Consider the following 25685-nt stretch of genomic DNA (forward strand, 5'->3'; position numbering starts at 1 on the left):
ATAAAAACAAGAATGTTTGCCCGTATGACACGCGGCCCCCTCTTGTTTCACAATCATCAACAAAGTGTCGTTATCGCAATCTACGAGGATCTTTTTGACATATTGATAATGTCCGCTGGTTTTCCCTTTGATCCAGATCTCATTGCGGGACCGTGACCAATAAGTGGCCAATCCAGTATGTAAGGTTTGATGTAAGCTTTCTTCGTTCATATACGCCAGCATCAGCACTTGTCCCGTTCCTTCTTCCTGAACGATACAGGGAACAAGACCTCCTTGTTTATTAAAATCAATCTTGATCATAAGCGTACCGGGATTCCTTTCTCTTTCAAATCATTCTTAACATCCTGAATGGTGAGTTCATCATAGTGAAACAAACTTGCCGCCAGAGCCGCATCGGCCAAATCGGATTCAAATACTTCATAAAAATGTTCCAGACTGCCGCATCCTCCTGAGGCAATTACCGGCACATGCGTGACCGATCGCACCGCTTTGAGCATTTCCAGATCGTATCCTTTTTTCACTCCATCAGTATCCATCGAGGTAAGAAGGATCTCTCCGGCCCCTAAAGAGACCGCCGTCTGGATCCAGTCCAGTAAATCAATGCCCGTATCGATACGCCCTCCATGAATGACGACGTTCCATCCCGTTCCATCTTTTCTTTTTTTACCATCCACAGCCAGAACGATACATTGATTTCCAAAGATTCGGGCCCCTTGTTCAATCAGCTTGGGATCTTTGACCGCGGCAGAATTTAGACTGACTTTATCGGCCCCTGCCCGCAAAACATTTTTTATATCTTCGATCGTTTTCAATCCGCCTCCTACGGTAAAAGGCATATAGATCGAAGAGGCGACGTTTCGGACTACCCGAATCATCGTATCCCGTCCTTCGTGTGTTGCGGTAATATCTAAGAAGACCAGTTCATCCGCTCCTTGTTCATAGTATTTCTGGGCCAGTTTTACAGGATCGCCGACTTCTTTTAAGCCGACAAAATTAATCCCTTTGACCACTTTTCCGTCTTTGACATCCAGACAAGGAATTATTCGTTTTGTCAGCATTTCATTCCTCCTTACAAAGCGCCAGTGCTTCACTTAGATCCAGCGTGTGTGCATATACGGCTTTGCCCGTAATGGCCCCATACACTCCCAGATCCTTTAACGCCTGAATATGAGAAAGATCCCGAATTCCTCCCGAAGCGATGATCTGCATCGATACACTTTCCTGTAGTTTTTTTAACATTTCAAGATTGGGACCCGCCAAAGTACCGTCTTTAGATATATCCGTAAAAATAATAGTTTGCACACCATAGCTTTCCATGGTCTGTGCAAATTCCAGGTAATCTTGATTGCTTTGTTCCAGCCAGCCTGCACCGCAAACTTTTCCATCTTTACAATCAATACCGACCGCGATCTTTTCTCTGTATTTTTGGATGGCCGACTTTAAAAAGTCAGGATCCTCCAAAGCCGCTGTCCCTAGGATCACTCGGGAAATTCCTGCGTTCAGATATAGATCTATGGCTTCCATGGATCGAATGCCGCCTCCCACTTCAACCGGGATCGAAATGGATCTGGCGATCTCGCAGATCAATTGTGCATTATTCAGCTTCCCGCTTTTGGCCCCGTCCAAGTCGACCATATGTAAATAAGGGGCCTGCATCGATTCAAACATTCTGGCAAGTTCCTTTACACTTTGTCCTACGATTTCTTTTTTCTGATAATCTCCCTGGTACAGGCGTACCGGAGAACCATCGATAATATCAATTGCCGGTAAAAGAATCATACAAACTCCTCCAAATAATAGCGTAATATCTTAAGTCCATCTTCTCCGCTTTTTTCAGGATGAAACTGGCATCCCATCACATTTTTGTGCATCACCAGACCTGGGATCGTCATCGTTCCATACCGGCAATAGCCAACCATATCTTCCGGATCCATATGGGAAGCGTAATAAGAATGCACATAATACACGTAAGGGTGAGAGGATAAACAATCAAAGATTGGATGTTGGCCATTCATCTTCAAATCGTTCCATCCAATGTGCGGCACACGAACATTCTGGTCTTTCATCCAGACGATTTGTCCTTTCAAAAATCCAAATCCTTTATGAAAGCCTTTTTCTTCGCTGGTTTCAAAAAATGACTGCATTCCCAAACAGATTCCCAGTAACGGTTTTTGGTCAACAAGCACCCATTTTTTTATAAAATCATACAGCTTTTGACGATGAAGATTTTCCATCATATCTCCAAAGGCGCCCACTCCTGGCAATACCAGTTTCTCACACTGGGACAACTGTTCAGGATCGTTACTGACAAGAACTTCAAAACCCAGATTCTTTATTCCATTGCACACACTGAACAGATTGCCCATTCCATAATCAATGACACCGATCATACTTCAATCCAGCCTTTAGAAGACGGAATATGATCTCCTGTCACCAAAACGGCCTGTTTTAGCGCTTTGCCTAGAGCCTTAAAGATGGCTTCGATCTTATGATGATCGTTGGTTCCGTAAAGTACATTGACATGCAAGGTCATGCCGGCCTGTACACACAGAGCCCTTAAAAATTCCTCAACCATCTCGGTACTGAAATTTCCAATCGTCTCTCTTTTGAATTCGGCATGAAACACCAGATAGGGCCGCCCGCTGATATCCAGGGTTACACTGCATAAAGTTTCGTCCATAGGAAGTTGAAAGAAACCATAGCGCTGTATACCGTTTTTTTGACCTAATGCTTCTTTTAAGGCATTGCCTAAGGCAATTCCGCAATCTTCAATCGTATGGTGATCGCACACGTCCAAGTCTCCCTGAGCGCGCACATTCAAATCAAACCCGGAATGGAAGCTTAAAAGACTTAGCATATGATCAAAAAAACCGATTCCCGTTTCAATGGAAGATCGCCCTTTGCCATCTAAATCCACAAACAAAGAGATCTCCGTTTCTTTTGTTTTCCGTTCTATTTTACTCGTTCGCATAGGTCTCCTCCTTTTCAAAAGCATCCAGGACTTCCTGAATTTGCCGGTTTTCCTGGGTTGTTCCTATGGTGACCCGGCAATAATTTTTATTTTCATAAGAACGCACACACAATCCTTTCTGTGCAAACATAGATAGTAATTTACTGATCTTTACAGTTTGAATCAGTAAAAAATTGGCATCACTTTTGGAAAGGGAAAGCGATGTATACGTTTTTGATAAAAACTGATCTCGTTCCTTTTTGATGCGGTCGATCTCTTCTTCAAACTCAGAAGCATGTTTTAAAACAATCGTTGCGGCCGCCATGGATAAAGAATTTACCGAATACGGAACATGATAATCTCGCAGTTTTTCCATATTGGATAAGGAACTGATCAAAAAACCGATTCGTGCCGAGGCCAGTCCAAAAGCCTTGGAAAGTGTACGTGTTATATATAAATTCTGGCAGGTTTCCAATAAAGAAAGACAAGAATCGGGGGCAAATTCCCCATACGCCTCATCAATGACGACCGGACAAGCAAAGGCAGCACAGATCTTCTGGATCTGTTCATTGGACACGTAATGTCCGGTAGGATTGTTGGGATTGCTGAAGAGGATCAATTGCGGGTCTTCCTTTTTTCCAAAGGAAATCAATTCATCCACATCCATGGGTTCCAATGGATCCACATTGAATCGCACAACATCGGCATGATAACTGGATGCATAGTAATCATACATCCCAAAATCAGGGGACAAGGTCAGAAGTTTCTTCCCTTTTTCCAGAAACATACCTATCAAAAAGCCAAGATGCTGATCCGATCCGTTGCCGGCCAGTATACAGGAAGCCGGCACCCCGATCCAATTGCCATAGGTTTCGCAAAGCAGAGAACACGCATCATCTGGATAGCGGTTAAAATCTATATCGAAGATTGCCTCCTGGATCTCTTTTCGAATCGCGGAAGATAAATTTTTTGAGCTTTCATTGGCATTCAGCAGAATTCCCTTTTGTGAATGCACTTTATACTTTTTCTGTGTCATCGACTTCCTCCATTCGCACCCTGACCGCATTGGCGTGAGCCTGCAGATCTTCTTCATTGGCCATTGTTATGATTTGATTTCCATACGTCTGAAGAGCTTTACAGGTGTAAAAAAGATAGCTGCTCTTTTTGATAAAAGCATCGACACCTAAAGCACTGGAAAAACGAGCCGTTCCCGATGTAGGCAACACATGATTGGTTCCTCCAAAATAATCACCGATCGATTCGCAGGTATAATATCCCATAAAGACCGAACCGGCATTTTTCACCTGATCCAGATAGCGTTTTGGATCTTCGACCATCAATTCCAAATGTTCGGGTGCCGCTTCATTGGCAATCTGAATACATTCCTCTAAAGAATCACAGACAACACTCTTTCCATAATCCCGTAAAGAAGCTTCCACGATCTCTTTTTTCGGAAGAACGGCACTTTGCCTAGATAATGCGGCATTGACCCGTTTTAACAGATCCTCGCTATCCGTCAGGAAAACAGCACTGGCCATAGGATCGTGTTCGGCCTGAGATAATAGATCCGCGGCGATATATTCCGGATTCGCTTTGGAATCGGCAATGACCAAGATCTCGCTGGGACCGGCAATCATATCAATATCGACTTTGCCAAAGACCAGTTTCTTGGCAGCCGCCACATAGATATTGCCTGGACCAGTGATCTTATCCACCCTTTCCATGGACTCTGTGCCATACGCCAGCGCCGCAACGGCCTGGGCACCTCCGATCTTATAGATTTCTGAAACCCCGGCCACCTTAGCGGCATAGGCAATGTTAGGATGGATCTTTCCTTCTTTGTCCGGCGGGGTCACCATGACGATCCTTTTTACGCCCGCAACATGGGCCGGTATGGCATTCATCAATACCGAACTTGGATACTGAGCCCTTCCTCCGGGAACATAGATTCCCACACTTTCCAAAGGAAGAACTCTCTGTCCTAAATAAATTCCCATTTCTTTTTGAAGACAATATCCTTCCTGCTTTTGTGCCTGGTGAAAAAAGACGATGTTTTGGGCCGCTTTCTGCATCGCTTCACAAAAATCCGGATCGCAATGCGACATGGCTTCTTCCAATTCCCGTTCGGTAACTTTGAATTCCTTGAGATCCACACCGTCAAATTGTTTCGTATAACGTCGGCACGCTTCATCTTTGTTTATTTTAACGTCGTCGATGATCTGTGAAACTTGAATCAGGATCTCAGAAGATATTTCCTGATTTCTATTTGAAATAAATGCTTTTAATTCCTGTGTGTTATTTTTATCGATTCTTGTCAGCACGAAGTTTCACCACACTTTCCAGATCCTGCACAAACTGAAGAACTTCCTCTCTTTTCAATTTATAACTTGCCTTATTGACAATCACACGGGCACTGATATCACACACTGTATCCAGAAGGACCAATCCGTTTTCTTTTAAGGTCGTTCCGGTTTCAACGATATCTACGATCCCATCCGCCAGCCCCAAAATGGGAGCCAATTCCACGGAACCTTCGATTTTGATCACTTCCACATCGATTCCTTGTTTCAAAAAATACTCTCTGGCAACACGAGGATATTTGGTACCAATCTTTATATGTCCGGTTTTCTTCAGCAGTTTCTTCTCCGGCAAAGAAGCAACACAAAATCGGCACTTCCCGATTTCCAGGTCCAGAAGTTCATAGGCCGTTGAGCCTCTTTCCATCAGGGTGTCCTTCCCTACGATGCCAATATCGGCTACTCCATGATCCACATAAGTAAGCACATCATTGGATTTTGCGAGAAAGTACTGTACCGGTTTCAACGTATCTTCAAATACAAGAGTTCTCCCTTTTGTTTTTAAATTTTGTGTTCCATAGCCGACTTGATCCAGCATTTCGATGGTCTTTTTTTCCAGCCGGCCCTTGGTCAAGGCAATACTTAAGCTCATTGCGTTCCCTCCTGTATCATGATGTTTTCTCCATTATAGGGAATCAGTTTGACCCTTTGTTCCTTGCGCAATTCCCTGGCTTTTTCAAACGCTTCAATTTGTCGTTCAACGGGATAATACAAATAAAGGATTTTTTCTGGCTTTTGATCGATCACATCAAGCAAATAATCCAACTTGATACTAAAGCCGACTGCCGGAAGATCTTTTCCAAAGATGGACAATAAATGATCGTATCGCCCGCCGCTCAATACACTGGTTCCTACCCCATGAACATAGCCTTCAAACAAGATCCCGGTATAATAATCCAAATGCGGAACTTTTCCCAAATCGAATGTGATGTTGTCTTCATACCCCAGGGCCTTTAAGTTTTCTTTTAGATCCTGCAGTTTCTGAACGATCGCTTTTAAAGAATCGTCGAAGCTTATGGTCAACGCGTCCTTCAATACGTTCTTTCCATTCAGTAAAGGAAGTTTCAAAAAGAATTCTTCCTGTTTTTGAGACAGATCCAACGAAACCAGGTATTCTTTGAGATCGACCATACTTTTTTGATCGACAAGCTGAGCCAGCTTTTCTGCCACATCATTCGAAAGATTCAACAAAATACATGCTTTTTTAAAGAACGAACTGTTGCCGATTTCCAACGTGTAATCCGCGATCCCAAAACTTTTCATCGTATCCAGAGCACAGCTGATCACTTCCAAATCACTTTGTTCATCGAGTCCAATCAATTCCACGCCACAATCTGTCACTTCACTTCGTTTTCCGGCAAAGCTTTCCCGAACCTTAAATACATTGGCACAGTAACAAAAGCGAAACGGTCCTTCTTCATCTTTGTACTTTGAAGCACAGATCCGGGCAATAGGAACGGTCATATCCATGCGCAAAGCTAACGTATTGCCTGCGGCATCAAAGAATTTATACATCTGCTGATCTTTTAAGGAAGAAAATGCTTTCTGATACGTTTCCAGAAATTCAATTGTCGGCGCAATCACTTCCTGATATCCATACGAATGGAAGATTGTCTCAATACGCTCTTGAAGCTGTCTTTTCTTTCGGGCTTCTTCAAACACGAGATCTCTCATCCCCAAAGGCAATCGAATTTGACTCATACTCTTCTTCCTCCTATATACAAAAAAAGCGTCCCTATAAGGACGTTATTAACGTGGTTCCACCTTACTTCATCATCACTTCACAGTCATGATCTTATCAAGTACAAACATACTCAGACATGGTAACGGATCTATCCGATGCGAACTACTGATTTCATCCGCATAGCTCAGGGATGTGTTCATACCCAGCTGCTCTTTCTTTTCACCACCCAGAAAGTCTCTTCAAACAAACTTGGGCATTACTCTTTCCCGTCATTGCTGATACATACAATATAATGAACTATCATTGAAAAGTCAACGATTAAATGAAAATTATTTACATAAATGTAAATTTTTTCATCCTTCGTTCAGTATGGATAACAGTTCATTTTGGATCGTGATCCAGCTTTGTCTTCTCAATATCGAAAAACACGGCACGATATAGTTTTCAATGATGTTCTTTCGATTCAACATGACATAGATCTCCTCTTGCGACAGGCAAAGGCGGTTGGCCAAAAGTTGGATGCATTGCACAATGAATGTGATCTCGTCGAGTGTTTTCATAAAAAAATCCCCCTATTCTTACTTTAAGAATAGAGGGAGATACGACATGATTTATGTCAGATTTTTATAATATATATATTCTTCCAGACACCAGTTATTTTCATAGATCTCCAAAGCCGCGTCTTTCCCTACATAACGCAAATGCCAGCTTTCCGGAGCTATCAAAGTATATTCTTCCTTATCATCCGGATAACGAAGGATAAATCCATATTCATGCATATTTTCCAAAAGCCATTCATACTTTGGATGATTGCGGACCGCATCCAGATCGCTTAAATCATTATCCATGCGTACATCCACCGAAAGTCCTGTCTGATGTTCACTGGATCCCGGACGAGTCCAATAGGCATCCGCATATTCTTCTCCATAATTGAGAACACCATTGGAATACAGCTGATCCTGATAATCGTAACTGCGATACGAAGAACACGCATTAAGAATAAAGCCTTCCTGAGCACTGGCATCCACCAGTTCGATAAACGCCTCGGCCGCTTCTTCTCTCATTACAACATCGCCGTTCTCTCCGCTGGAAGGTACAGAAATCATATCCGAAGGTTCATAATCTGAAGGCAGATAGTAGTACTTGTTGACCAGCTGCAAAATCGAATCCAGATCTTCTACCGGCTCCATATGCGTATAGGGATCATGATCCAGATTCATGGCCACTTGTTTCTTAACTTCCTCATCGGAAAGATCCGGATGACTTTGAGCATATTCTTTTTCAGCTTTTGTCAACGTGGATGTCTTTTCTTTTTTCGTTTCTTTTTCAATCCTTTCTGATTGTTCAACGGGTTTTGAAGTGAGTAATCGAACTCCCAAATATCCTAATGAACATACCAACGCAATGCCCAGTACCGCAATCAGACTGACAAGAATTATTCCGTACTTATTTAACCTTCTTTTCTTTTTCATGGTTAATCCTCACTTAAATAATGATAATCCGGATCTTGTATACAAACCCAGTCACCATTTGAAGATTCTCCCCAATAGCTGTTGTTTGAACCGCGAACAATGTGTGTTATATGGATGGTCTGTCCTTTTTTCAAACTTCCTGTCCGTGTCGCGTTATAATCTCCAGAGGAACGCAAAACCATATTATAATTCGCTTTATACCAGCCTAAACGGAATCCATATTCATAGTCATCCTCCTGGCTGGAACGCTGAGATCTTTGATTATCATCCGCTTCCTCTTTGGCATCTTCTGCTCTTTCTTCGGCATCATCCGCTCTTTGCTCAGCTTCTTCCCTGGCTTCCTGTTCTTTTTCCAGCTCTTCTTCTTTCCGTTCTTTTTCCTCTTCCAGCTGAGCAATCTTTTCGTCTTTTTCCTGACCGGATCTTACCGTATGGAACCCAAAGGCAACGCCGCCCACGATTGCCAATCCGATCACGACACCCAGGATCACATAGAGAGGGGTCCGGGATTTGTTTCTTTTAGGCTCCGGCTGACTCCAGTTATCATTCAAGTTTTCCATATCCTGTGCTTGAAATACGGGCGGTTCCGGTTCTAACGGAGCACCGCAATAACCGCAGAATTTTGAACCTTCCGGGTTTTCGCCATTACAATTTTTACATTTCATAATCAAAACCTACCTTTTTTATTAGTATATCATTATTTCTTGTTCAGTTCTTTAAACATTTTCTGCATCGTTGGATTGTTGTACGTCAAAGACCGAATACTTAAAGAATCCACCTTTTTATTGGCTACATGCAGCTGTCGGTCACTGGACAATAAGTTTTCTTTGATCTTTTGTAAATGAGAGATCGTCTTGTCGATTTCATCAATAGCCGATTGAAACTTGCGGCTGGCCAAATCTACGTTTTTAGAAAAGCCATCTTTGAAATCTGTCATTTTTTCTTCAAAATGCGTAATATCGATATTTTGTTCCCGCATCTGAATCAGTTCTTTTTTGATCTCGGCATTTTTTAAGGCTGCGTTTCGCAAGATCGTGATCAAAGGAATAAAAAATTGAGGACGGATCACAAACATTTTGGGATAACGGTGCGACATATCAACGATTCCCATGTTGTAAAGCTCACTTTCGGGTTCCAGCAATGAAACAAGCACCGCATACTCACAGTGTTTTTCATTTCTGTCTTTATCCAGTTCCTTCAAAAATGATTCATTGGTCTTCTTTGTCGCTGTTTGATCGGCTTCGTTTTTCATTTCAAACATGATCGAGATCAATTCATTCCCCTGCTCATCCAGCTCTTTAAAAATGTAGTCTCCTTTACTTCCTGTAGAAGCGTCATTATCTTTTTCAAAATAAGCATTCTGGAAACCGGTGGCACGGAGTTGATTGAACTGATTTTCACAATGTTTTTCCAATGTCTCGCCAATCATTTTTGTCGACATCTTAAGCTTGAGATCTTTATAGTAGGCAATCATCTCGTCTTTCGTTTTTAATTCCCAATTGTATTTTTCAATCAATTCTTCTTTTGATCGGCGAAGGGATTCTTTCTCCTGCTCCATCGATGCGATAACTTTTTCCATTTTCAGCTCATCCTGAACCTTGAGCATCTCCTTTTGATTTTTTAATTCCTGGATCTCTCTTTCCTTGCGGGCGAGTTCTTTTTCCAAGCGCTGTTCAAACCGAAGAGCTTCCAGCTCTTTTTTTTGATTCAGCACTTCTTCTCTGGCCTGCAGATCTTTACGAAAATGCTCGACTTCTTTTTCAAATTCTTTATCGCGAACTTGTTTGACGATATTGTAGTAGTCACTTTCATCCAAAGAAAATACAGTATGACAGTTTGGACATTTGATTTCTCTCATACAACCTCCTATAAAAAAGCTGATCGATATAGATCAGCCATTATAACATATACGCTTTTTCCACTTCGATTTGATATCCGCTCTCGGTTTTTGTCAAAGGTCCTACGATCATGGCTTTTCCTCCGCCAAAATCGATCAAATGGTTCGGATCATAGATCGAGATGTATAACGAATGCGTATCATCGTATAAAATCATTTCTCCCTGATCCTCTTTGATGGTTTGCGGCAAGTCTCCGCTCAGCCAGATCGATTGTCCGCTCTTCTCTAACAAATCTCCATGTTCAATTGTCTCTTCCACTGTTAAAGGATCGCTTTGTGACCAGGAGATCACCGTTCCATCCTGGGATGAATCTTCTTTTTTAGGTTCATCCGCATCCGGTTGTTGACTCGAAGTATCATCTTCTAAATCTTCATGATCCTTTGCATCAACAACAGGTTCGTCTTTTTCCTCTTCTTCAACAGTTGGATCCTCTTCTTTTTCATCCGATTTTTCGACTGTGATGATCAATGTATTACTGGAGACACCATCCTGGCTGGCAGTGATTTGATATTCTCCCCTTTTTTTAGCGGTAAAGGTTACCTCGTCACCATCTACTTTTACTTTGCCTTTGTTGGTGACATGAAAACTTTCCTCGCTTAAAGTAAAATCTTCCGGATCCGTAGTCACTTCGATCGTGATCGTTTCCCCTTTTTTGATCTGTGTATCATCACAGGACAAGGAAATCGATTCCAACTTGGATGAAGAACACCCCGCCATCAAACAAAGTCCGAATAATAAACTGAGAATTTTTTTCATGTTCACCCCTCATTTCTATATCCATAGTATCATTTTTTCAATGCAGATACAAAGCTCCATTTCGGTTACAGTCGTTTTTCAAAACCTCCTGTGATTTTTTGCCCCTCGCTTAAAATCATAAAAGCTTGGGGATCTGCATCTTTGATCGTTCTTTCCAGTCGCCGGATCTCGTATTTGTTTAAGGCAACGACAAGAATATCTTCATTTTCGCCTGTATAAACGCCCTGTCCTTGCCAGCAAGTTACCCCTCGTCCGGTATTTTTCATAATAATAGTTTTAAGATTCTGGTTTTTTGTGAAGATCATCGCCGACATGTTGATGTTTTGATAATGCACCTTATCCGCAACAAAATACATAATGGCCACGAAAATAATGGAATACAAGGCACTTTGAAGGCTCACCAGATAGCCAAAGACGCCAAAAACCAAAAAGTTCAAAATGATTGAAAGTCTTCCAACCGAAAAATTGGGTTTCGTCTTGGAGAAATACACACCCAGAATATCAATTCCGCCAGCGCAGCTGCTGCTTTGAAGACAAAGGCCTACCCCTACGCCGCTCATCAAGGCACCAAGAATACAGTTACTGAGCATATCCGGCATAAGCGGGATCGTTCGAAGCGGCAACAAGGATAAGGTCACCATCTGGATCACGATACTGATCAAAGTTCGAATACAAAAAGACTTGGATATGGATTTCAAGGCAAGAACATACAATGGGATGTTCAGTAAAAGGTTCATCACACCCGTCAAATCAAAAGTATCGGGATTGGGATTCAAAGGTTTCAGCACCAGATTCAAGATCTGGGCAATCCCCACAACTCCTCCGGAGTTTAAACCGCTGGGGGTGATGAACAAATATATTCCTAACGAAAACAAAAAACTGCCTATGATTACTTTTATATACTTCATTGCTTCATCTTTCATTTGAGTTCTCCTTTGACTTGGCTGTTGGGAAGCAGGCGCAATCCTTTGGGAATCTTATTGGTGATGCGGTTCCCATCGCTTTTCCCATACCCAAAACTAAGCCCATCGTAACATAAGGAAATATATCCTTTGTCAGCTTTTTTATGGATCTGCTCTCCATGCATCACGGCATTCATTTCCTCCCGTGTCAATTCAACGGTGTGCGTATAATTGGACTTCAAAAACGCAAGATAGAGAGCGTGCGATGGTTCAAAGCGATTTTTCAATATATCTCCGGCATAGACCCCCTGGCGAAGGCACCGAGTCTTTTTTAAATCTAAAAAGGGATGATCCATGATATATAAACGGTCCTTAATAATTTGTGCATATTCCGGGCTTTTGACCAGAAAAGGACTTAACCACTCTTTTGTACTCTGTTTACACTGTCTGTTTTTTACAAGCGGTAAAGGCCGTACTGAACCTTCGGTCTTTTTCATCTTACAGATAAAATGACCTTCTCCTTTATCCATAGGAAAGATCCTTACCACTTTGGAAGCATCCATTCCCGGACAAGGAAAGCCTTTTCGCCCAAAAGAAACTTCGGGATCCAGCTGGATCATATCCGGATGCTCTTTCAAAAACGAAGCAATCACTTCTTCGTTTTCTTCTTTGGCGTATGTACAAGTCGAATAAACCATGATGCCCTCTTTTTTTAGAGCTTTATAGGCATTTTCTAGAATCTCTTGTTGTCTTTTGGCACAGAGCCGAATGTTATCCATTGACCAGTTCTCACAGGCAGCGTCATGTTTTTTCATCATGCCTTCTCCAGAACAAGGTGCATCCACCAGGACTTTATCAAAACAGTCATGAAGCTCTTCACAGAGAATACGGGTATCTGAATTGGTCAGACAATAATCCCTTATTCCCATTCTCTCAAGATTGGACATCAGAACTTTCGCTCTTTTAAAGTCATATTCATTGGTCACAAGAAATCCATGTTCTAATTTTGAAGCAATTTGCGTTGATTTTCCTCCAGGGGCCGCACAAAGATCAAGAACGATATCATCAGGCTGTACATCCAATATCGTCACCGCACTGGAAGCACTGGGTTCCTGAATATAAAAAGCCCCGGCCAGATGATAAGGATGGTTTCCTAAAGGTTCATCGACATAATAGCCTTCTTCACAAAAAGGACTGTGTTCTTTTACAGGAACATGCTCTTCTATTTGTTTTGCGCTTACTTTTTTAGGATTGTATCGAATGCCCTGAAAACGCTCTTGTTCCAACGTTTGGATAAAAGCTTCATAATCGTCTTTTAAGTCTTTTTTCATCCGTTCTAAAAACAATTGATCCATATCTACCTCAAATAAATAATATTTCTTCCGGTCGTAATCGTGTGGCATACACACTGACGGTGGCTGGTTTGTCCCATCCGCAGCCAAAGGCAAAATCCGCTCCGTTCATAAAATAGCGAATGGTTTCCTTAAGCGAGAGATGAAGCTTAAAAATTTCAATATGTGTATGAGGGCCTGTCGTATTGCCGCTGTTTCCCGATAAAGCTAGTAGATCTCCCTGAGAAAACTGCTGTCCCGCGGTTACATAGATCGTATCGGACATATGGGCAAAGGTAACCGCATAAAGCTCTTCATTGACGGAAACGATGACACACAGAGTATTTCCACCGCCATACGGCCAGCCCTCCATATTGCCTAAATACCCGCCATCACTTTGAGTCGGCGTATCTGCGTATAAAACAATACCATTGGCTGGTGCTTTGATTTTAGAATACATAGGCGCCGCCAGATCGATACCTAGATGGAGTCCTCCCTGCGGATAACTCCAGGTCCCTGCCGATATATTTCCTTCGTCAATGATCGTATCCCAAAACAGACTGGTCGATGAGATCGAAGCGTTTTCCTGAAGACAGGAGAAGTGGTTTTCAAAATCAGATCCTTCGATTGCGCCATATACAGGAAGATCTTCTGTGCCCTGTATGATTGCATGAGGATCGGGTTTAGCTTTAGAAGAAGCAGGGTGTTTTTGATTTCCAAATTGCACAAACAGCGTATTTTGGGCTTCCTGAACACGCTTATCATACGCCTCCAGTTTTTGTAAATCCACTTGAATTTCTTCTTTTTTATTCAATAATCGATTCAGTTTTTCTTTACACGAATCTTTACGCTTTCCAGCACGCAATAAAATATCACTTTCATCTTTAAGCGTTCGATTGAATTCATATGGATACAAGCTTTGTTCCTGAAGCATATACATCGCCACTCGTTTTTTTGTTCGAGAATAAAGATTTGTATATTCATCATATAGAGCTTGTTCATTTTTGACTAAGGAAATGTATTTCTTATAGTTTTTCTCTTTTTCCGTTCTCTTGTCATTGATTGTTTGATAGACCTTGCTCAACTCTTTTGATAGCGATACCGCCTCTTCTTCACGACAATGATCCACCTGGTTTTCAAGCGTTGTCAGCAGAGTTTCAAGATTGACATCGATCGATGTATAAGCAACAGAAAAAGGCAAAAAAAAGCAGACCAAGAATTGAGAAACATGCATGTTATATCTCCTTCTACTGTCTGTTTTCTTCTGTTTTTACCTTATCATATTTTCTTTAGATTTCCAACGATTTTTTTGTCATGCATCCGCTGTTGATGACCATCAAAAACAGCAATGCCGTACAAGGATGATTCATTGTCACATCCAGCAAGCCATGAATCAAAAAAATCAAAAGAAAGCCGATCACCAAACCAAAGAGAACGCGGTTTTCTTTTCGAATTCCTAAGATTTCCTTAACCAGATATTTGAAAAAGTAAATTCCCAATATCAAAGTACCAACCACCCCATACGAAGCGAAAGAATCAATATAGATGTTATGCGCATGAGGGGCCTTATGACCATCAAACATCTGATAATATAAATGATACGACTGCGGCCCCATTCCAAAAAGCGGATACTGAAGGAAGCCATGAATCGCACAGCTCCAGATTTTAAAACGGGATTCCAGAGTGCTCATATCCGTTATACGAGGAATCAAAGTCGGTTTCATAAATACAAAACCAATAAGAACAGCCAATGTCGCCAAAGAAAGAATCAGCCATTTCTTCTCTTTAGAAAAATAGAAAAAGAGAGGAACGATCAAAACAAAAGGGATAAGTGCGGTTCGGCACCCCGTCAATAACATCAGTCCCAGATTAAAGAGGCCAATGCACACATAGGCAATCTGGCAAATTCTTTTTTTGTTCTGAATAAAGCGATAGACACACAAAAATATCCAGAATTCCAGCATTGTCCCATAAAGATTCGCATTATCAAAAAGGGCCGTAATTCTTCTTTTGGGAGAGTTTTGAATATGGAATTCCCAGAAAGAATAACCGCCTTCATGAGAAAGGATAGCAAATTGTACCAGCCCCAGGATCCCCATCAAAACAGAAAGGAGCAACATCAGATCGATGCAGTAGTAAAAAAGCTTAGGATGGATACATTGACGATAGACCGCAATAAAAGCCATGATGATCAACATCCCAAAAGCATTCAGAAGACCGATCCAGTTTCCATAAAACAAAGTTACGATCAGCTGCAGACCGATAAAACCGTAGATCCATTTCCAGCCCGGCTGTTCTTTGATATCGGAAATCAATTTTTTATTTTTCAGTTCATGAACAAGAATAATAACCAGGACAGCAGCCAGGCCATACTGAGTAAAAAACATCGCAAGGATCGCACATAAAATCATCCAGTCCGATGAATGGAAAGTGGATAGATCGTATTTGACTGTATCAAAGTAATTTTTCATACTTTTCTTCCTGAACCTTTCTAATCAATCTTTTAAAAAAGGAGTGAGTATTTCGCTGACGATTTGATAGCCTCGCTGGTTAAGATGAAGCCCGTCATCTGTATATTCTTTGGAAAGCCGGTCTTGTTCATCAACCAGAGAACCATACACATCGATGAATTCGATATTGTTTGTTTGGGCATAAGTTTTCAATCGCTGATTGATTTCTTTGATTTCTTCATTATCCTTTCTCCCTACACGATAGGGATCCACCGGATACAAGCTTTCTAAATACAGCTGGGTCTGAGGACAGTTTGCCTGGATTTTTTGAAGAATTTGTTGAATATTTTCAATAATCGTGTCCGCATCTTCCCCCAGCAATAAGTCGTTGATCCCAATCAATAGAAAAACCTTGGAAGGATCATAGGCGTAAACTCGATGTTCCATATCGCTCAAAATGTCTTCCGTGGTATTTCCGGCAATCCCGCTGTTTATCACCGGAAGATCTGGAAAAGAATCTTCCAGATCAAAGTAATCCGTTAAAGAATCGCCCAAGAATACATACTGTTTCGTTGTCTGAAGCTTCTCTTTTTCAGAATCTGTAAAAACGGTGAAGACACTCATACTCAATACAATACCACACGCAAGCAATAAAAGAATGAAAATAGGCTTTCTGTTTTTCATAGGGGCATTATAGCATAAAAAAACATCTCCTGATTTTAGGAGATGTGATTTTTAATGGTGCCGACAGCAAGACTTGAACTTGCGACCTACGCGTTACGAGTGCGTTGCACTACCAACTGTGCTATGTCGGCAACTGCTCAACTATCATACCATACTTTCAGAAAAAGTACAGTACATAGTTGAGTTTTTTCTGTTATTGAAGGGCTTCAATCTGGCTTTGAATCGTTGTCAGCTGTTCCTGCAGACGTCCAATGGCCTCATCGTTAGAAGCAATCGCCGTGGATAATTCATTCGCTGTTGCGCTATCTCCAGCCGCATTGGCTTCCTGCAGCTGCATCTGTAAAGCCTCTCCATAATTCTGATACGTTGTCAGCTGGGTCTGTACAGACTGAAGCTGTTCCTGTAAAGAAGCCAGTTCCTGTGAAGTCTCTGTATCTTCTTTTTGAGTCTGGGCTTCTTTGGCCTTACGGATATTTTCATTGAGTTTTGTGAAATCGTACCCGGCATTGGCTTGAGAAAGTTCGTTGATTCTTTCTTTGAGCTTTTCCGGAAGATTTTGATAATCTTCATAAAGATCCAGCACCTGATATTGTTGTTCTGCCGTTAAAGAACTCCATCCCACTAAAAGATCCGAGATCGTTTTGTAGCTGGCGTTGGCTTCATCATTGATCAAATCACGAAGTTCTCTTAATTCTTTGACCAACTGCTTGTACGTTTTATTAGTCTGTTCCTTGAAATATGCATTGATATCTTCTTTCTGGATGTCGTTTAAAGTTTCATAATCTTTATCCATATCCAACAGTTCAAAGCGTTCAGAATCCGACATCAAAGTCGCATTGCTGTCAAGATCGCTTCCATACTCATCGGCATAGGAAACCAGTTTGTCATAAGCCTGCTGCATTTCATCAGTAATGATATGCGCCGGGTTCCATACGTACACTTTATAGGCATAACCTCCCAAACATCCGGCAAACAATAAGACAAAAACAGCTATCAAAACCCATTTGAGCTTTGATTTTTTCTTTTTTGCCGCTTTTTGTTCCTGTTTTGAATCATGTGCGACACCCGTTGCGTTTGATTTATTCATATCGACTTTGAGTTTAGTCTTTACTTCACGGTCCTGATCGTATTCATGCAGGGCTTGCGTGACTTGATTCACATCAAAAGATTGTGTTTTCAATTCTTCAATGGAAGATGTAGTAAAGTCTTCATCATCAAAATCATCATCTTCTGTCAAACGAGAGTAATAATACTGTTTTTCTTCTTCTTCAATGGTTGACTGACCGCGTTCCATACGAAGCATATCCAGGGCCGAAGATAAAGTCTCTTCGGCGGCCTTACGGTCTTGCGCAGGATCGGTTTCCTCAGTCTCTCCATGAGATTCAGAGTTATAAATTGCCATATCGGTTTTTTTATCTAATAAAGCTTTAGCGAAATCGTCGATCTCATCTCGTTTAGCTTTTGTTTGTTTACTGTTATCCATCATGTTCCTCCAGTGATTATATAATATCAAATACAGTTGATAAAATAAAGGAAGTATCACTTAGCTTGTCAAAAGAAATTCACAAGGTTTATAATTGGATTATGAAGAATGAAGACTTAATCAAAAAGATTGCCGAACCCATCTTAGAACAATTAAAGAAACAGGAAAGCCGTTATAAAGACCACTCGATCATGGCTCTTCCGGAAATCCATTTCATCGTCGACAAAAAACAGGATGGCCCTATCAAACTGGGGGATGTTGAATTGACCGATGAAATCATCCAGGATTTGGAAGCCTATTTACAGGAACAGATCGAAGCCACTCATAAACCGACAATTTTACATTGATTTTCTTTGCCGATTACGTTATTATATTAAAGCAGTTCTGCGGGCGTGGCGAAATTGGCAGACGCACCAGACTTAGGATCTGGCGCCTTCGGCGTGGGGGTTCGAGTCCCTTCGCCCGCACCAATATGTTAAAAACGGACAGAAAAACTTCTGTTCGTTTTTTATTTTTGCCTGATTTAAAACCTCTGGAAGATATCAATCCAGAGGTGAACTATCTCAAATCACTGAAAAATATTATGATAATGAAATAAGCAATAAGGGCTTTTTTAACAAGCGTTAAAACTATCTAATTTAAAACTTTGTTACATATTAAACCTAAAATAATAATTAGCATTTCGCCAAAGAAGATCAAACAGCTATACATTGAGAAAGATTGCCATATATCCACAAAATAAGTATTAACAATAATGTATGCAGTGGATACAATCATTAATGTAAGTGAAAAAGCCCATAATCTTTTTGGGTATTTTTTATATATTTTTTGTAATATGGAACACAATATACACCAAAAAATAATAGAAACAACCATATTGAAGAACTGCCAACACCACACAGGGAAACATAAATTATTTTTAAATGCTTCTAAAGCACATAAAGGTATTGAAACATCAATGGATCCTACAATGTAATGAATCATAGTCCACCACGTTATCCATAGAAAAAGCATGGATAGTGCCAATGAAATAAATGTTGCTTTATTCTTATTTCCTTTAAACTTCTTTTTGTCAGGAATCAGATTATGCAAAACTGCGATTTTTCTTTGTCTATCAAAGAAGAATGCGCCTGAACTTAAATATACGGTAATAAACAATTGCAATAATACAAATAAAGTCGAGCTAAACGATTGTATGTATAACAGACGATATTGATTTTCTTTTGGAATGATTAATTCGGGATCTGACTCTTTTCGACTATTATAAATGGATAAATAGTCATCAAAATACTCTCTTGTGCTTAATGAAGTTTCTATTTCTTGTTTTCTATAAATACTGGTTTCAGTTTTATATTCTTGTTCCCAAACAATATATTGTTCTTCCCAATCCTTAATGCGTGCATCGGATTCTTCACTAACATAATTTCCAATGTCATCAATAAAACTATTTATCATCTGATCTCTGTAGTCTGTAGTCGGCAAGATAAAATTAAAACTTAATATTAAAAGAATAATTGTTGCAGGCAAACAATATATCCAGCCGTCAAGCAACCATATTTTTCTTAGTTCATAAAATAGCTGTTTATGAGAACGTACATGAACTTTTTTTGTTTTTCTTTTGTGTCTGTAACCTAACAATGGATACCGCAACGGAAAGGCAAGAACAACAAAACTGAAAACCAAAAAGAACACCAATATCATCCAATACGAGACACAATTTCCAAATATATTGATAAACGTGACATTTGCCAGATAACCCTCAACATTTAAGAGTCCCCATATATTGATCCAATATAACAAAGAGAAGGCAGATTGTGGAAAAATAATCATTCTCAGTATAAGTTCTAGGATCAACATCGAAACTAAAATACTGATGCAAAAGATAGAACTTTCAAACCAGGAATAGATTCTTATATACCAACAAGCTATTCCCATATAAATGAAAAGAGAAATGAAGAAATGCCATAAAAGATAAGTCCCTATTCCTATTGAAAAAGGACAAGCTCTTAAAAAGGAAAAGGATTGAACAGAGGCTTGCCAATCAAATGGTATCCAAAGGTTATGAATCAAAACACCCAGCCAAAATAAAATCCCATAAAATACAAATACAGAAAATAAAATTACACCGTTTTTTTGCATTGGCAATTTGAATGAAGCTACACTTGTGCTCTGTAAAAAGCGAATTTTTATACGATCCTGATGTATCAGAATCGTACACATAAGAAGGATCCATCCCATAACAAAAAAAGGCATCCACATCGAATTCAAATAATTGTCTAAGCCCCAGGAAGGCTGCGCTTCGATTTTAACACTATTCAAATCGTTATAAGCTTCTCTTGTTAATTTTTCCTGTTGAACTGAAAAAGAATCTCTTACAAATAAAAAGTCTTTTTCCTGTTTTGCATTCTCTAAAAAATCATCATATTCTAAAGCAATTTCTTTCTCTTGCTGCGCTCTTGAACTAACAACTTGCTCAGATCCAATGTTATAAAAACTTTCTAGATATGCTTCTTTTTCAGTAAAACTGGGTAAAGTTGTAATACATAACAATACCCCACAAATGAAAAGATATAAAATTATGAAGACAAACGAACGATTAGAAATCAGCTTTTTAAGTTCATAGATCATAAGTTCTCCTTACAGTAGAAAAGATACACATCTTCCAGATTTGGAGTCACTAAAAATGATTCTTGTTTCTTTCTTGTAACGCAGCGGACAATATATTTATCTTGATTTCTGCGTAACTGCGAAACCGTCCATTCCTTAGGAATTTCCTGAATTTGCCGTTGTGTTAAACTGATTTCTATAACATTGCCTTCAATAGATTTTTCAAGATTCATTGGAGTATCTGATTTGATTAAATTTCCATCTTTCATCAGCAACACAGTATCGGCAATCAAATCTATATCGCTAACTATATGTGTTGCCAGTAAAACTATTTTATCCTTAGAAAAATCAGATATCAGATTTCTTAGTTCGATTCTCTTTTCTGGATCCATTCCAGCCGTTGGTTCATCTAGAAAAAGAATATCAGGATCATTAATTATGCTCTGGATGAACATCGCTCTTTGCTTCATTCCTCCTGAAAAAGTCGAAAGTTTTTGAGATAAATGTTTATCCAACCCCACTTGTTTGGAAAGCGTGATTATTTTATCTTTCCTTTTTCTTTTCACTACCGATTTGCATTGCGCCATATAATCTAAATTTTGAAAAAGAGTGAATTCATCATAAAGACAAAACTGCTGAGGCATATATCCTATATGCCTCAGATACAATGAAGGGGAAGTATATATGTCTTTCCCATTAAACGACACTTTTCCCCTAGTAGGATGAATTTGATGACATAAGCAATTCATCAATGTACTTTTTCCTGCACCATTGGCTCCTAACAATCCATAAATTCCTGGCTTGAAGGTATACGAAAAATCTTTTAGGCCTATAACATTTTTAGAATATTTTTTACACAAATTATCAATTTTAAGTTCCACACTTGCCACCTCCTTCTATCATTTGGACTGATAAAATTCAGTAAGGAGCTTTTCGTATTCTTGTGCTAACTCGTTCAGTTTACTTTCAAGTTTGTCTAATTTCTGTTCCGCTTCTATTTGATCAAAAGATTCTTTTAATTCTTCCATAGGATCTTTTCCATCATGGGTTGGATATTGAAACAACATAAAATTGACCAAGTCCAAATGGCTGCTGAATTCTCGAATATCCAATGCATGAATGGCAAATTGTATAGGATCAATTTTTACTGTTTTATATTGTTCATCTTGTTTCTCAAAAGCTTCTTTAAGGCCAGAAAACTCTGTGGCCTTTCTAGGATTGACAAATGTTGAAGTTCCATTTTTTCCAGGAGCGATCCATTCTGCACTTACGCCTTCAACTACTCCATCCTTGATTTTATAATCAACACCTTCTAAACCATATAAAAATAAATCAATGAAATCAGTATCCGTATTCAACAACTCTAAAAATGTAAACGCCTCGTCTGGGTGTGAACTGTTTTTTAAAATCGCATATGACACACCAGTAGATAATTTAACATTTTGAAAAGGAACTAAATGGTATCCTTCTTGTACTGAATCATCCTCAAATCCCGGATAAAAAGTTGTTGGTTGTACAAGCATACCGTTTGCCTGTTTTTCCAATGCTTCCTCATCTGTCAAGCCAACTTCTGTATAGCCATCCTTGATCAAAGCTTGTGCTGATTCATAAAATTCCAATACTTCTTCATTCTCGTAGTAAGGACTTATTCTCCACTTGTTATCATAGACAACAGACAAACACGGAAAGTTTGCATTTAATAAATATTGATCACTATCAAAATTGGAAAACATTAAACTTGATGACTGGATAGGCAAATACATAGATTGGGTAGATTGACCAAAACTTTGTATCGCCGAAAAAACTTCTTTGTAATCTTTCCCCGTTTCAAGATTCAGTTCATCACTAACTAAATATGCGCTTTGTTCAATATAATTATGGCTATGAGGAACCGCAAAAACTGAACCGTTTTGCATACAGGTCATCCATGCGATGGCAGGAAGAGAATTATAAAACTCATCATGATCTTCTAAATAAGAGTCCAAATTCAAACATCGATCTTCGTCCGTTCTATATATTGGAACTATATCCGCTTCTGTATCAGAATATGTATCTGCATACTCGTTTAAGAGTAAATTCTGATAATAATCTGATTTTCGCGAATCTATTGCCCTATTTTCCTTGTAATGAAAGGCAACCTGAAAATCAAACCCTTTTTCTTCTAACAGCCGGTTGCATTCATCTACATATTTATTTTCAATCAACCCATTTTCTGATATATCTTCATAGGAAACCCAGTTTTGAAAATCAATACCGTTAATATACATATCTAGAACCACGTCGGAAGAATTTGAACAACCAGACAAAGATAAAAAAATACTAAAAGTCCCTAATAAATGCACTATTCTTCTCATATACATAACCTCACGAGATTTCAGTTATCTCATAACCATCTTTACCAAAAATCAAATATCCCTGATCAACTCTACGTGAACTGTAAAAAGAAGAATCCAACTCTTTTCCTTCAATCGCATCGTAAGTATATAACTCTGCCGGAGAGGTTATGTCGGCCGATGTAGATATATTGATGATTCCGTCAACAGAAAATATATTGGTATTGCCTTTAAGTACAGGTCCTTCTTTTAAACCTACTTGTTTTCCGGTTTTTAAATCAAAAGATATATATTGATTTCTAATTCCGTCATACCCGTATATTTTATTATTTATAATTCTTGAATTGGTTATTAAACATTCCTCGTATGGTGTTCCCGTTTCTTTTGTTTTAAAATCATATGTTTTAACCGCCACTGGATTTACGCCTATTTTTTCTTCTTGTTTAAGTTCAGAATAATAAACCTTATTGTCTATAAATCCATAAACACTTGTATAAGCTAAATCTTGTTTATCTTTGTTTGAAAAAACATCTTCTTCTTTCGACACTAAGTCCACACAAGCAAGTTGTATTGCGGAACTATTGATAGAGATCTTTTTTTGATCATCTAAATACTTCATTCCTGAAAAAGGATAAAAAAGATGATCTTCATAAATATAGGCATAGCCCTGATATACTCGGTCTTCTGGCGCTTGATAAACAATCGATAGATTGCTTCCATCTAGATCCGACTTAGCTAAAAATAACGATGGTGCATAGTCCTTCATTCCTGTATCTTTATTCTCTTTTATTATGTCGGCAGTAAAAATATAATAAATATTTTTATCATTTGACCCCATGGATATCAGCGTACCATCTTTATAGGTAGTTAATTCAATGGCAGGGCAACTTTCATCTTTGTGTAAGCAATTCGATTTTGTACATAACGGTTGGGAAGACTGTGATTCAAAATCAAAATAATCTATGCGCGTTAACCCCGAATCCAAATTCGTTTTATAATAAATTCCATAGGAATTTTGAGCATTGCTGATCTCAATAATTTTATCCTCAGTAGAATTTTGATCTTCTTTTTTTTGAGTATCCTTTGAACAAGCACTTAGGATAACACTTAGAACAAGAATCCCTAAAACTAACTTTTTCATAATAAATACCTCTCTGGCTTTAATATGATAATCGAAACTGCAAAAGCAGTTTCGATTTAATAGCAGATATAGACAATTTTGTTTAATATCATCACAAGTAGATCATTATAAAGTTAAATCACTCTTGTTGTAGCAAATCCTGAAGCCCAATAATTGGCAAATACACGAGTGAAAGTATAACCTTTATTATTTGTATTCGTATAATTAATAGCTCCATTTTTTATGCCAGAGTCAAAACTGTATGAATATTGATATCCATTATTCATATTTGTAAGAGTGTAGGTTCCATATATTTGCTTAGAAGCTCCGCTAGTTCCATTTTCAATCATGGTTGCATTAAAACCATATTTCCACCCTGTTCCGGAAACAAGATAACTCAATCCACAAGTAAACGAACCAGCATCAGTCGGCACAACGATATTTTCTTGTGCAGAAACAGGAGATAAAGTTCCAAGCATCAAGAAAAGACCACACATCGCATAAATACATCTTTTTAATAGTTTTATAAATCAACCCTCCTTTCTTCTTTAATTGTTATATCTGCATAACTATTCTTTTTCCATATGAATACTACTTTTTTATTATAAAAAATTTTATAACTCATTATAAAAACGAATTTAATTACGCTTCAATACCTGTGGACTATCAGGTAAAAATAATTACTAAGATGTATTCTTAAAACTGTATTTTTTACATTGATTTTTATTGTGTGGTTGAAAACGATCTTATATATCTTTGATACCCTTCATAATGCAAAAAATTATATATGGTTTCAATCCTTTAAAAATAATAACTTTCTGAAAATAGGATTTTGAATGCATGCTGAAGTTTACTTTCTTAAGGTCTTGACCCCATCGTAAAAGACCTTATCACTTCCTATTTTCATTATATACTGAAACGATATTTTTTTAAATAGTTTATTAACAATATTTATCCTTATGTGTTGGTTAAAAAATACATTATAAATACCATACACAACGATTGTTAACTCTTGTATCCGTTTTAGAATTTAATACTATAAATCTTTATAACCTCTTTTATCGACAATGTATTGAAAGCTCTATAAATCTAGAAGTTTTTACTTATTTTCGATCAAAACTTTTCTGGTCATACATAATTGATAAAAACAATAGGCGAAAAAGTTCATATATGTTAAACAGAATTAAAGGACAATAAAAGTTTTTTTAAATCTTCACTAGAATTTTAAGCACTAAACTAATTCCAATATAATTTATCTCGTTTAAATAGTAAAAATATAAATCTACTCACAATCAAAATAATAACGATTATGTTCATTTTGAAATAAGATACTCAACAGCTGTAAATGAAGATAAGAGGGACAATAATCGAAGGAACTCTTTCTTTCCAAGATCAAGTTCTTTTCTGAATTATTAAACTTTTGTTTAATAATTTCTATAGAGAAATCTATCACCAATCCTACAATGGTCGTAAAGATTAAAAAAATGGGAAATCATCACCTAGTAAAATGCAGCTTTAACTACAAGTTAAACGATAATGAATTCCCTGGTTTTAAAGATACTAATCAATCATTTATACTGAATTATAAAAACGAAAGTCAAAGCTCTTCAACGTCTAAGAAATAACAGGTAAAAAATTACGGCCATGCGTCTGTTATT

The 25685-nt window shown here is 38.7% G+C and carries 26 protein-coding genes, 2 tRNA genes and 1 other annotated feature; of the genes, 2 read left to right on the top strand and 26 right to left on the bottom strand.

What is annotated here, in order from left to right; all coding sequences use genetic code 11:
• The 21 genes from hisI to Q0K03_RS03745 all read right to left on the bottom strand — a co-directional run.
• Window positions 1-300 (bottom strand): phosphoribosyl-AMP cyclohydrolase (gene hisI / locus Q0K03_RS03645; protein WP_297237837.1); only part of this gene is annotated, 300 nt, incomplete at its 3' end.
• Window positions 297-1058 carry an imidazole glycerol phosphate synthase subunit HisF gene (gene hisF, locus Q0K03_RS03650; protein ID WP_297237840.1) on the bottom strand — a complete coding sequence of 254 codons (762 nt, stop codon included), beginning with the start codon at window positions 1056-1058 and terminating at the stop codon, window positions 297-299. The genes hisF and hisI, both read right to left, overlap by 4 nt.
• 1 nt (window position 1059) lies before the next feature.
• Window positions 1060-1779, bottom strand: a complete 720-nt coding sequence (gene hisA / locus Q0K03_RS03655; protein WP_297237842.1) for a 1-(5-phosphoribosyl)-5-[(5-phosphoribosylamino)methylideneamino]imidazole-4-carboxamide isomerase — start codon at window positions 1777-1779, stop codon at window positions 1060-1062.
• The gene (gene hisH / locus Q0K03_RS03660) at window positions 1776-2390 is read right to left on the bottom strand and encodes an imidazole glycerol phosphate synthase subunit HisH (RefSeq protein ID WP_297237845.1); all 615 of its coding nucleotides are present in this window, start codon (window positions 2388-2390) and stop codon (window positions 1776-1778) included. Before hisH ends, hisA begins: the two co-directional genes overlap by 4 nt.
• Window positions 2387-2971: an imidazoleglycerol-phosphate dehydratase HisB gene (hisB, locus tag Q0K03_RS03665; RefSeq protein ID WP_297237847.1), complete on the bottom strand. Its 585-nt coding sequence runs from the start codon at window positions 2969-2971 to the stop codon at window positions 2387-2389. The genes hisH and hisB overlap by 4 nt, the downstream gene beginning before the upstream one ends.
• Entirely contained in the window at window positions 2958-3986 is a 1029-nt protein-coding gene (locus tag Q0K03_RS03670) for a histidinol-phosphate transaminase (RefSeq protein ID WP_297237849.1), read from the bottom strand. Before Q0K03_RS03670 ends, hisB begins: the two co-directional genes overlap by 14 nt.
• Window positions 3967-5271 carry a histidinol dehydrogenase gene (gene hisD / locus Q0K03_RS03675; RefSeq protein ID WP_297237851.1) on the bottom strand — a complete coding sequence of 435 codons (1305 nt, stop codon included), beginning with the start codon at window positions 5269-5271 and terminating at the stop codon, window positions 3967-3969. The genes Q0K03_RS03670 and hisD overlap by 20 nt, the downstream gene beginning before the upstream one ends.
• Window positions 5252-5899 carry an ATP phosphoribosyltransferase gene (hisG, locus tag Q0K03_RS03680; protein WP_297237853.1) on the bottom strand — a complete coding sequence of 216 codons (648 nt, stop codon included), beginning with the start codon at window positions 5897-5899 and terminating at the stop codon, window positions 5252-5254. The genes hisD and hisG overlap by 20 nt, the downstream gene beginning before the upstream one ends.
• Window positions 5896-7008, bottom strand: a complete 1113-nt coding sequence (hisZ, locus tag Q0K03_RS03685) for an ATP phosphoribosyltransferase regulatory subunit (RefSeq protein WP_297237855.1) — start codon at window positions 7006-7008, stop codon at window positions 5896-5898. The genes hisG and hisZ overlap by 4 nt, the downstream gene beginning before the upstream one ends.
• 35 nt (window positions 7009-7043) lie before the next feature.
• Window positions 7044-7273, bottom strand: a binding site (T-box leader).
• 71 nt (window positions 7274-7344) lie between these two features.
• The gene (locus tag Q0K03_RS03690) at window positions 7345-7551 is read right to left on the bottom strand and encodes a DUF3791 domain-containing protein (RefSeq protein ID WP_297237857.1); all 207 of its coding nucleotides are present in this window, start codon (window positions 7549-7551) and stop codon (window positions 7345-7347) included.
• A 51-nt stretch (window positions 7552-7602) separates the two neighbouring features.
• Entirely contained in the window at window positions 7603-8463 is an 861-nt protein-coding gene (locus tag Q0K03_RS03695; RefSeq protein ID WP_297237859.1) for a M15 family metallopeptidase, read from the bottom strand.
• A 2-nt stretch (window positions 8464-8465) separates the two neighbouring features.
• Window positions 8466-9128 carry a zinc ribbon domain-containing protein gene (locus tag Q0K03_RS03700; protein WP_297237861.1) on the bottom strand — a complete coding sequence of 221 codons (663 nt, stop codon included), beginning with the start codon at window positions 9126-9128 and terminating at the stop codon, window positions 8466-8468.
• 32 nt (window positions 9129-9160) lie between these two features.
• Window positions 9161-10321 carry a DUF2130 domain-containing protein gene (locus Q0K03_RS03705; RefSeq protein ID WP_297237863.1) on the bottom strand — a complete coding sequence of 387 codons (1161 nt, stop codon included), beginning with the start codon at window positions 10319-10321 and terminating at the stop codon, window positions 9161-9163.
• Between the two features lie 40 nt (window positions 10322-10361).
• A complete protein-coding gene (locus tag Q0K03_RS03710) occupies window positions 10362-11117 on the bottom strand; it encodes a hypothetical protein (protein WP_297237865.1) in 756 nt (251 codons plus the stop codon).
• Between the two features lie 65 nt (window positions 11118-11182).
• Complete coding sequence (locus tag Q0K03_RS03715) at window positions 11183-12040, bottom strand: YitT family protein (protein WP_297237866.1); 858 nt, start codon at window positions 12038-12040, stop codon at window positions 11183-11185.
• Window positions 12037-13374 carry an RsmF rRNA methyltransferase first C-terminal domain-containing protein gene (locus Q0K03_RS03720; protein WP_297237868.1) on the bottom strand — a complete coding sequence of 446 codons (1338 nt, stop codon included), beginning with the start codon at window positions 13372-13374 and terminating at the stop codon, window positions 12037-12039. Before Q0K03_RS03720 ends, Q0K03_RS03715 begins: the two co-directional genes overlap by 4 nt.
• Window positions 13375-13381: 7 nt before the next feature.
• Window positions 13382-14584, bottom strand: a complete 1203-nt coding sequence (locus Q0K03_RS03725; RefSeq protein WP_297237870.1) for a peptidoglycan DD-metalloendopeptidase family protein — start codon at window positions 14582-14584, stop codon at window positions 13382-13384.
• Window positions 14585-14639: 55 nt separating this feature from the next.
• Window positions 14640-15821 (bottom strand): O-antigen ligase family protein, encoded by a 1182-nt coding sequence (locus tag Q0K03_RS03730; protein ID WP_297237872.1) that lies wholly within the window; start codon window positions 15819-15821, stop codon window positions 14640-14642.
• 24 nt (window positions 15822-15845) lie between these two features.
• Complete coding sequence (locus tag Q0K03_RS03735) at window positions 15846-16484, bottom strand: GDSL-type esterase/lipase family protein (protein ID WP_297237875.1); 639 nt, start codon at window positions 16482-16484, stop codon at window positions 15846-15848.
• Between the two features lie 55 nt (window positions 16485-16539).
• Window positions 16540-16615, bottom strand: a tRNA-Thr gene (locus Q0K03_RS03740).
• A 62-nt stretch (window positions 16616-16677) separates the two neighbouring features.
• Window positions 16678-17967, bottom strand: a complete 1290-nt coding sequence (locus Q0K03_RS03745) for a hypothetical protein (RefSeq protein ID WP_297237877.1) — start codon at window positions 17965-17967, stop codon at window positions 16678-16680.
• Between the two features lie 101 nt (window positions 17968-18068).
• On the opposite strand from Q0K03_RS03745, the gene Q0K03_RS03750 reads away from it, so the two are divergent.
• A complete protein-coding gene (locus Q0K03_RS03750) occupies window positions 18069-18314 on the top strand; it encodes a hypothetical protein (protein WP_297237879.1) in 246 nt (81 codons plus the stop codon).
• A gap of 39 nt (window positions 18315-18353) precedes the next feature.
• Window positions 18354-18437: transfer RNA gene (locus Q0K03_RS03755), tRNA-Leu, on the top strand.
• Window positions 18438-18600: 163 nt separating this feature from the next.
• On the opposite strand, the gene Q0K03_RS03760 is transcribed toward Q0K03_RS03755, so the two are convergent.
• From Q0K03_RS03760 to Q0K03_RS03780, 5 genes are all read right to left on the bottom strand, one after another.
• A complete protein-coding gene (locus Q0K03_RS03760; RefSeq protein ID WP_297237882.1) occupies window positions 18601-20595 on the bottom strand; it encodes a hypothetical protein in 1995 nt (664 codons plus the stop codon).
• A complete protein-coding gene (locus tag Q0K03_RS03765; RefSeq protein ID WP_297237884.1) occupies window positions 20592-21455 on the bottom strand; it encodes an ABC transporter ATP-binding protein in 864 nt (287 codons plus the stop codon). The genes Q0K03_RS03760 and Q0K03_RS03765 overlap by 4 nt, the downstream gene beginning before the upstream one ends.
• A gap of 18 nt (window positions 21456-21473) precedes the next feature.
• Window positions 21474-22928 carry a hypothetical protein gene (locus Q0K03_RS03770; RefSeq protein WP_297237886.1) on the bottom strand — a complete coding sequence of 485 codons (1455 nt, stop codon included), beginning with the start codon at window positions 22926-22928 and terminating at the stop codon, window positions 21474-21476.
• A 10-nt stretch (window positions 22929-22938) separates the two neighbouring features.
• A complete protein-coding gene (locus Q0K03_RS03775; RefSeq protein ID WP_297237887.1) occupies window positions 22939-24048 on the bottom strand; it encodes a hypothetical protein in 1110 nt (369 codons plus the stop codon).
• A gap of 113 nt (window positions 24049-24161) precedes the next feature.
• The gene (locus Q0K03_RS03780) at window positions 24162-24524 is read right to left on the bottom strand and encodes a hypothetical protein (protein WP_297237889.1); all 363 of its coding nucleotides are present in this window, start codon (window positions 24522-24524) and stop codon (window positions 24162-24164) included.
• Between the last annotated feature and the right edge of the window lie 1161 nt (window positions 24525-25685).

This window comes from uncultured Faecalicoccus sp. (genome assembly GCF_944327125.1).
Classification (GTDB): domain Bacteria; phylum Bacillota_I; class Bacilli_A; order Erysipelotrichales; family Erysipelotrichaceae; genus Faecalicoccus.

What these genes read in the sequence shown, in the direction of transcription:
- Q0K03_RS03775 (WP_297237887.1), bottom strand. Translation starts at nt 24,048, where the DNA reads ATGAAAAAGTTAGTTTTAGGGATTCTTGTTCTAAGTGTTATCCTAAGT.
- hisH (WP_297237845.1), bottom strand. Translation starts at nt 2,390, where the DNA reads ATGATCGGTGTCATTGATTATGGAATGGGCAATCTGTTCAGTGTGTGC.
- hisB (WP_297237847.1), bottom strand. Translation starts at nt 2,971, where the DNA reads ATGCGAACGAGTAAAATAGAACGGAAAACAAAAGAAACGGAGATCTCT.
- Q0K03_RS03730 (WP_297237872.1), bottom strand. Translation starts at nt 15,821, where the DNA reads ATGAAAAATTACTTTGATACAGTCAAATACGATCTATCCACTTTCCAT.
- hisA (WP_297237842.1), bottom strand. Translation starts at nt 1,779, where the DNA reads ATGATTCTTTTACCGGCAATTGATATTATCGATGGTTCTCCGGTACGC.
- Q0K03_RS03710 (WP_297237865.1), bottom strand. Translation starts at nt 11,117, where the DNA reads ATGAAAAAAATTCTCAGTTTATTATTCGGACTTTGTTTGATGGCGGGG.
- Q0K03_RS03690 (WP_297237857.1), bottom strand. Translation starts at nt 7,551, where the DNA reads ATGAAAACACTCGACGAGATCACATTCATTGTGCAATGCATCCAACTT.
- Q0K03_RS03745 (WP_297237877.1), bottom strand. Translation starts at nt 17,967, where the DNA reads ATGGATAACAGTAAACAAACAAAAGCTAAACGAGATGAGATCGACGAT.
- Q0K03_RS03750 (WP_297237879.1), top strand. Translation starts at nt 18,069, where the DNA reads ATGAAGAATGAAGACTTAATCAAAAAGATTGCCGAACCCATCTTAGAA.
- Q0K03_RS03715 (WP_297237866.1), bottom strand. Translation starts at nt 12,040, where the DNA reads ATGAAAGATGAAGCAATGAAGTATATAAAAGTAATCATAGGCAGTTTT.
- Q0K03_RS03760 (WP_297237882.1), bottom strand. Translation starts at nt 20,595, where the DNA reads ATGATCTATGAACTTAAAAAGCTGATTTCTAATCGTTCGTTTGTCTTC.
- Q0K03_RS03735 (WP_297237875.1), bottom strand. Translation starts at nt 16,484, where the DNA reads ATGAAAAACAGAAAGCCTATTTTCATTCTTTTATTGCTTGCGTGTGGT.
- Q0K03_RS03705 (WP_297237863.1), bottom strand. Translation starts at nt 10,321, where the DNA reads ATGAGAGAAATCAAATGTCCAAACTGTCATACTGTATTTTCTTTGGAT.
- hisF (WP_297237840.1), bottom strand. Translation starts at nt 1,058, where the DNA reads ATGCTGACAAAACGAATAATTCCTTGTCTGGATGTCAAAGACGGAAAA.
- Q0K03_RS03670 (WP_297237849.1), bottom strand. Translation starts at nt 3,986, where the DNA reads ATGACACAGAAAAAGTATAAAGTGCATTCACAAAAGGGAATTCTGCTG.
- Q0K03_RS03700 (WP_297237861.1), bottom strand. Translation starts at nt 9,128, where the DNA reads ATGAAATGTAAAAATTGTAATGGCGAAAACCCGGAAGGTTCAAAATTC.
- Q0K03_RS03695 (WP_297237859.1), bottom strand. Translation starts at nt 8,463, where the DNA reads ATGAAAAAGAAAAGAAGGTTAAATAAGTACGGAATAATTCTTGTCAGT.
- Q0K03_RS03770 (WP_297237886.1), bottom strand. Translation starts at nt 22,928, where the DNA reads ATGAGAAGAATAGTGCATTTATTAGGGACTTTTAGTATTTTTTTATCT.
- Q0K03_RS03780 (WP_297237889.1), bottom strand. Translation starts at nt 24,524, where the DNA reads ATGTGTGGTCTTTTCTTGATGCTTGGAACTTTATCTCCTGTTTCTGCA.
- hisZ (WP_297237855.1), bottom strand. Translation starts at nt 7,008, where the DNA reads ATGAGTCAAATTCGATTGCCTTTGGGGATGAGAGATCTCGTGTTTGAA.
- hisG (WP_297237853.1), bottom strand. Translation starts at nt 5,899, where the DNA reads ATGAGCTTAAGTATTGCCTTGACCAAGGGCCGGCTGGAAAAAAAGACC.
- Q0K03_RS03720 (WP_297237868.1), bottom strand. Translation starts at nt 13,374, where the DNA reads ATGGATCAATTGTTTTTAGAACGGATGAAAAAAGACTTAAAAGACGAT.
- Q0K03_RS03725 (WP_297237870.1), bottom strand. Translation starts at nt 14,584, where the DNA reads ATGCATGTTTCTCAATTCTTGGTCTGCTTTTTTTTGCCTTTTTCTGTT.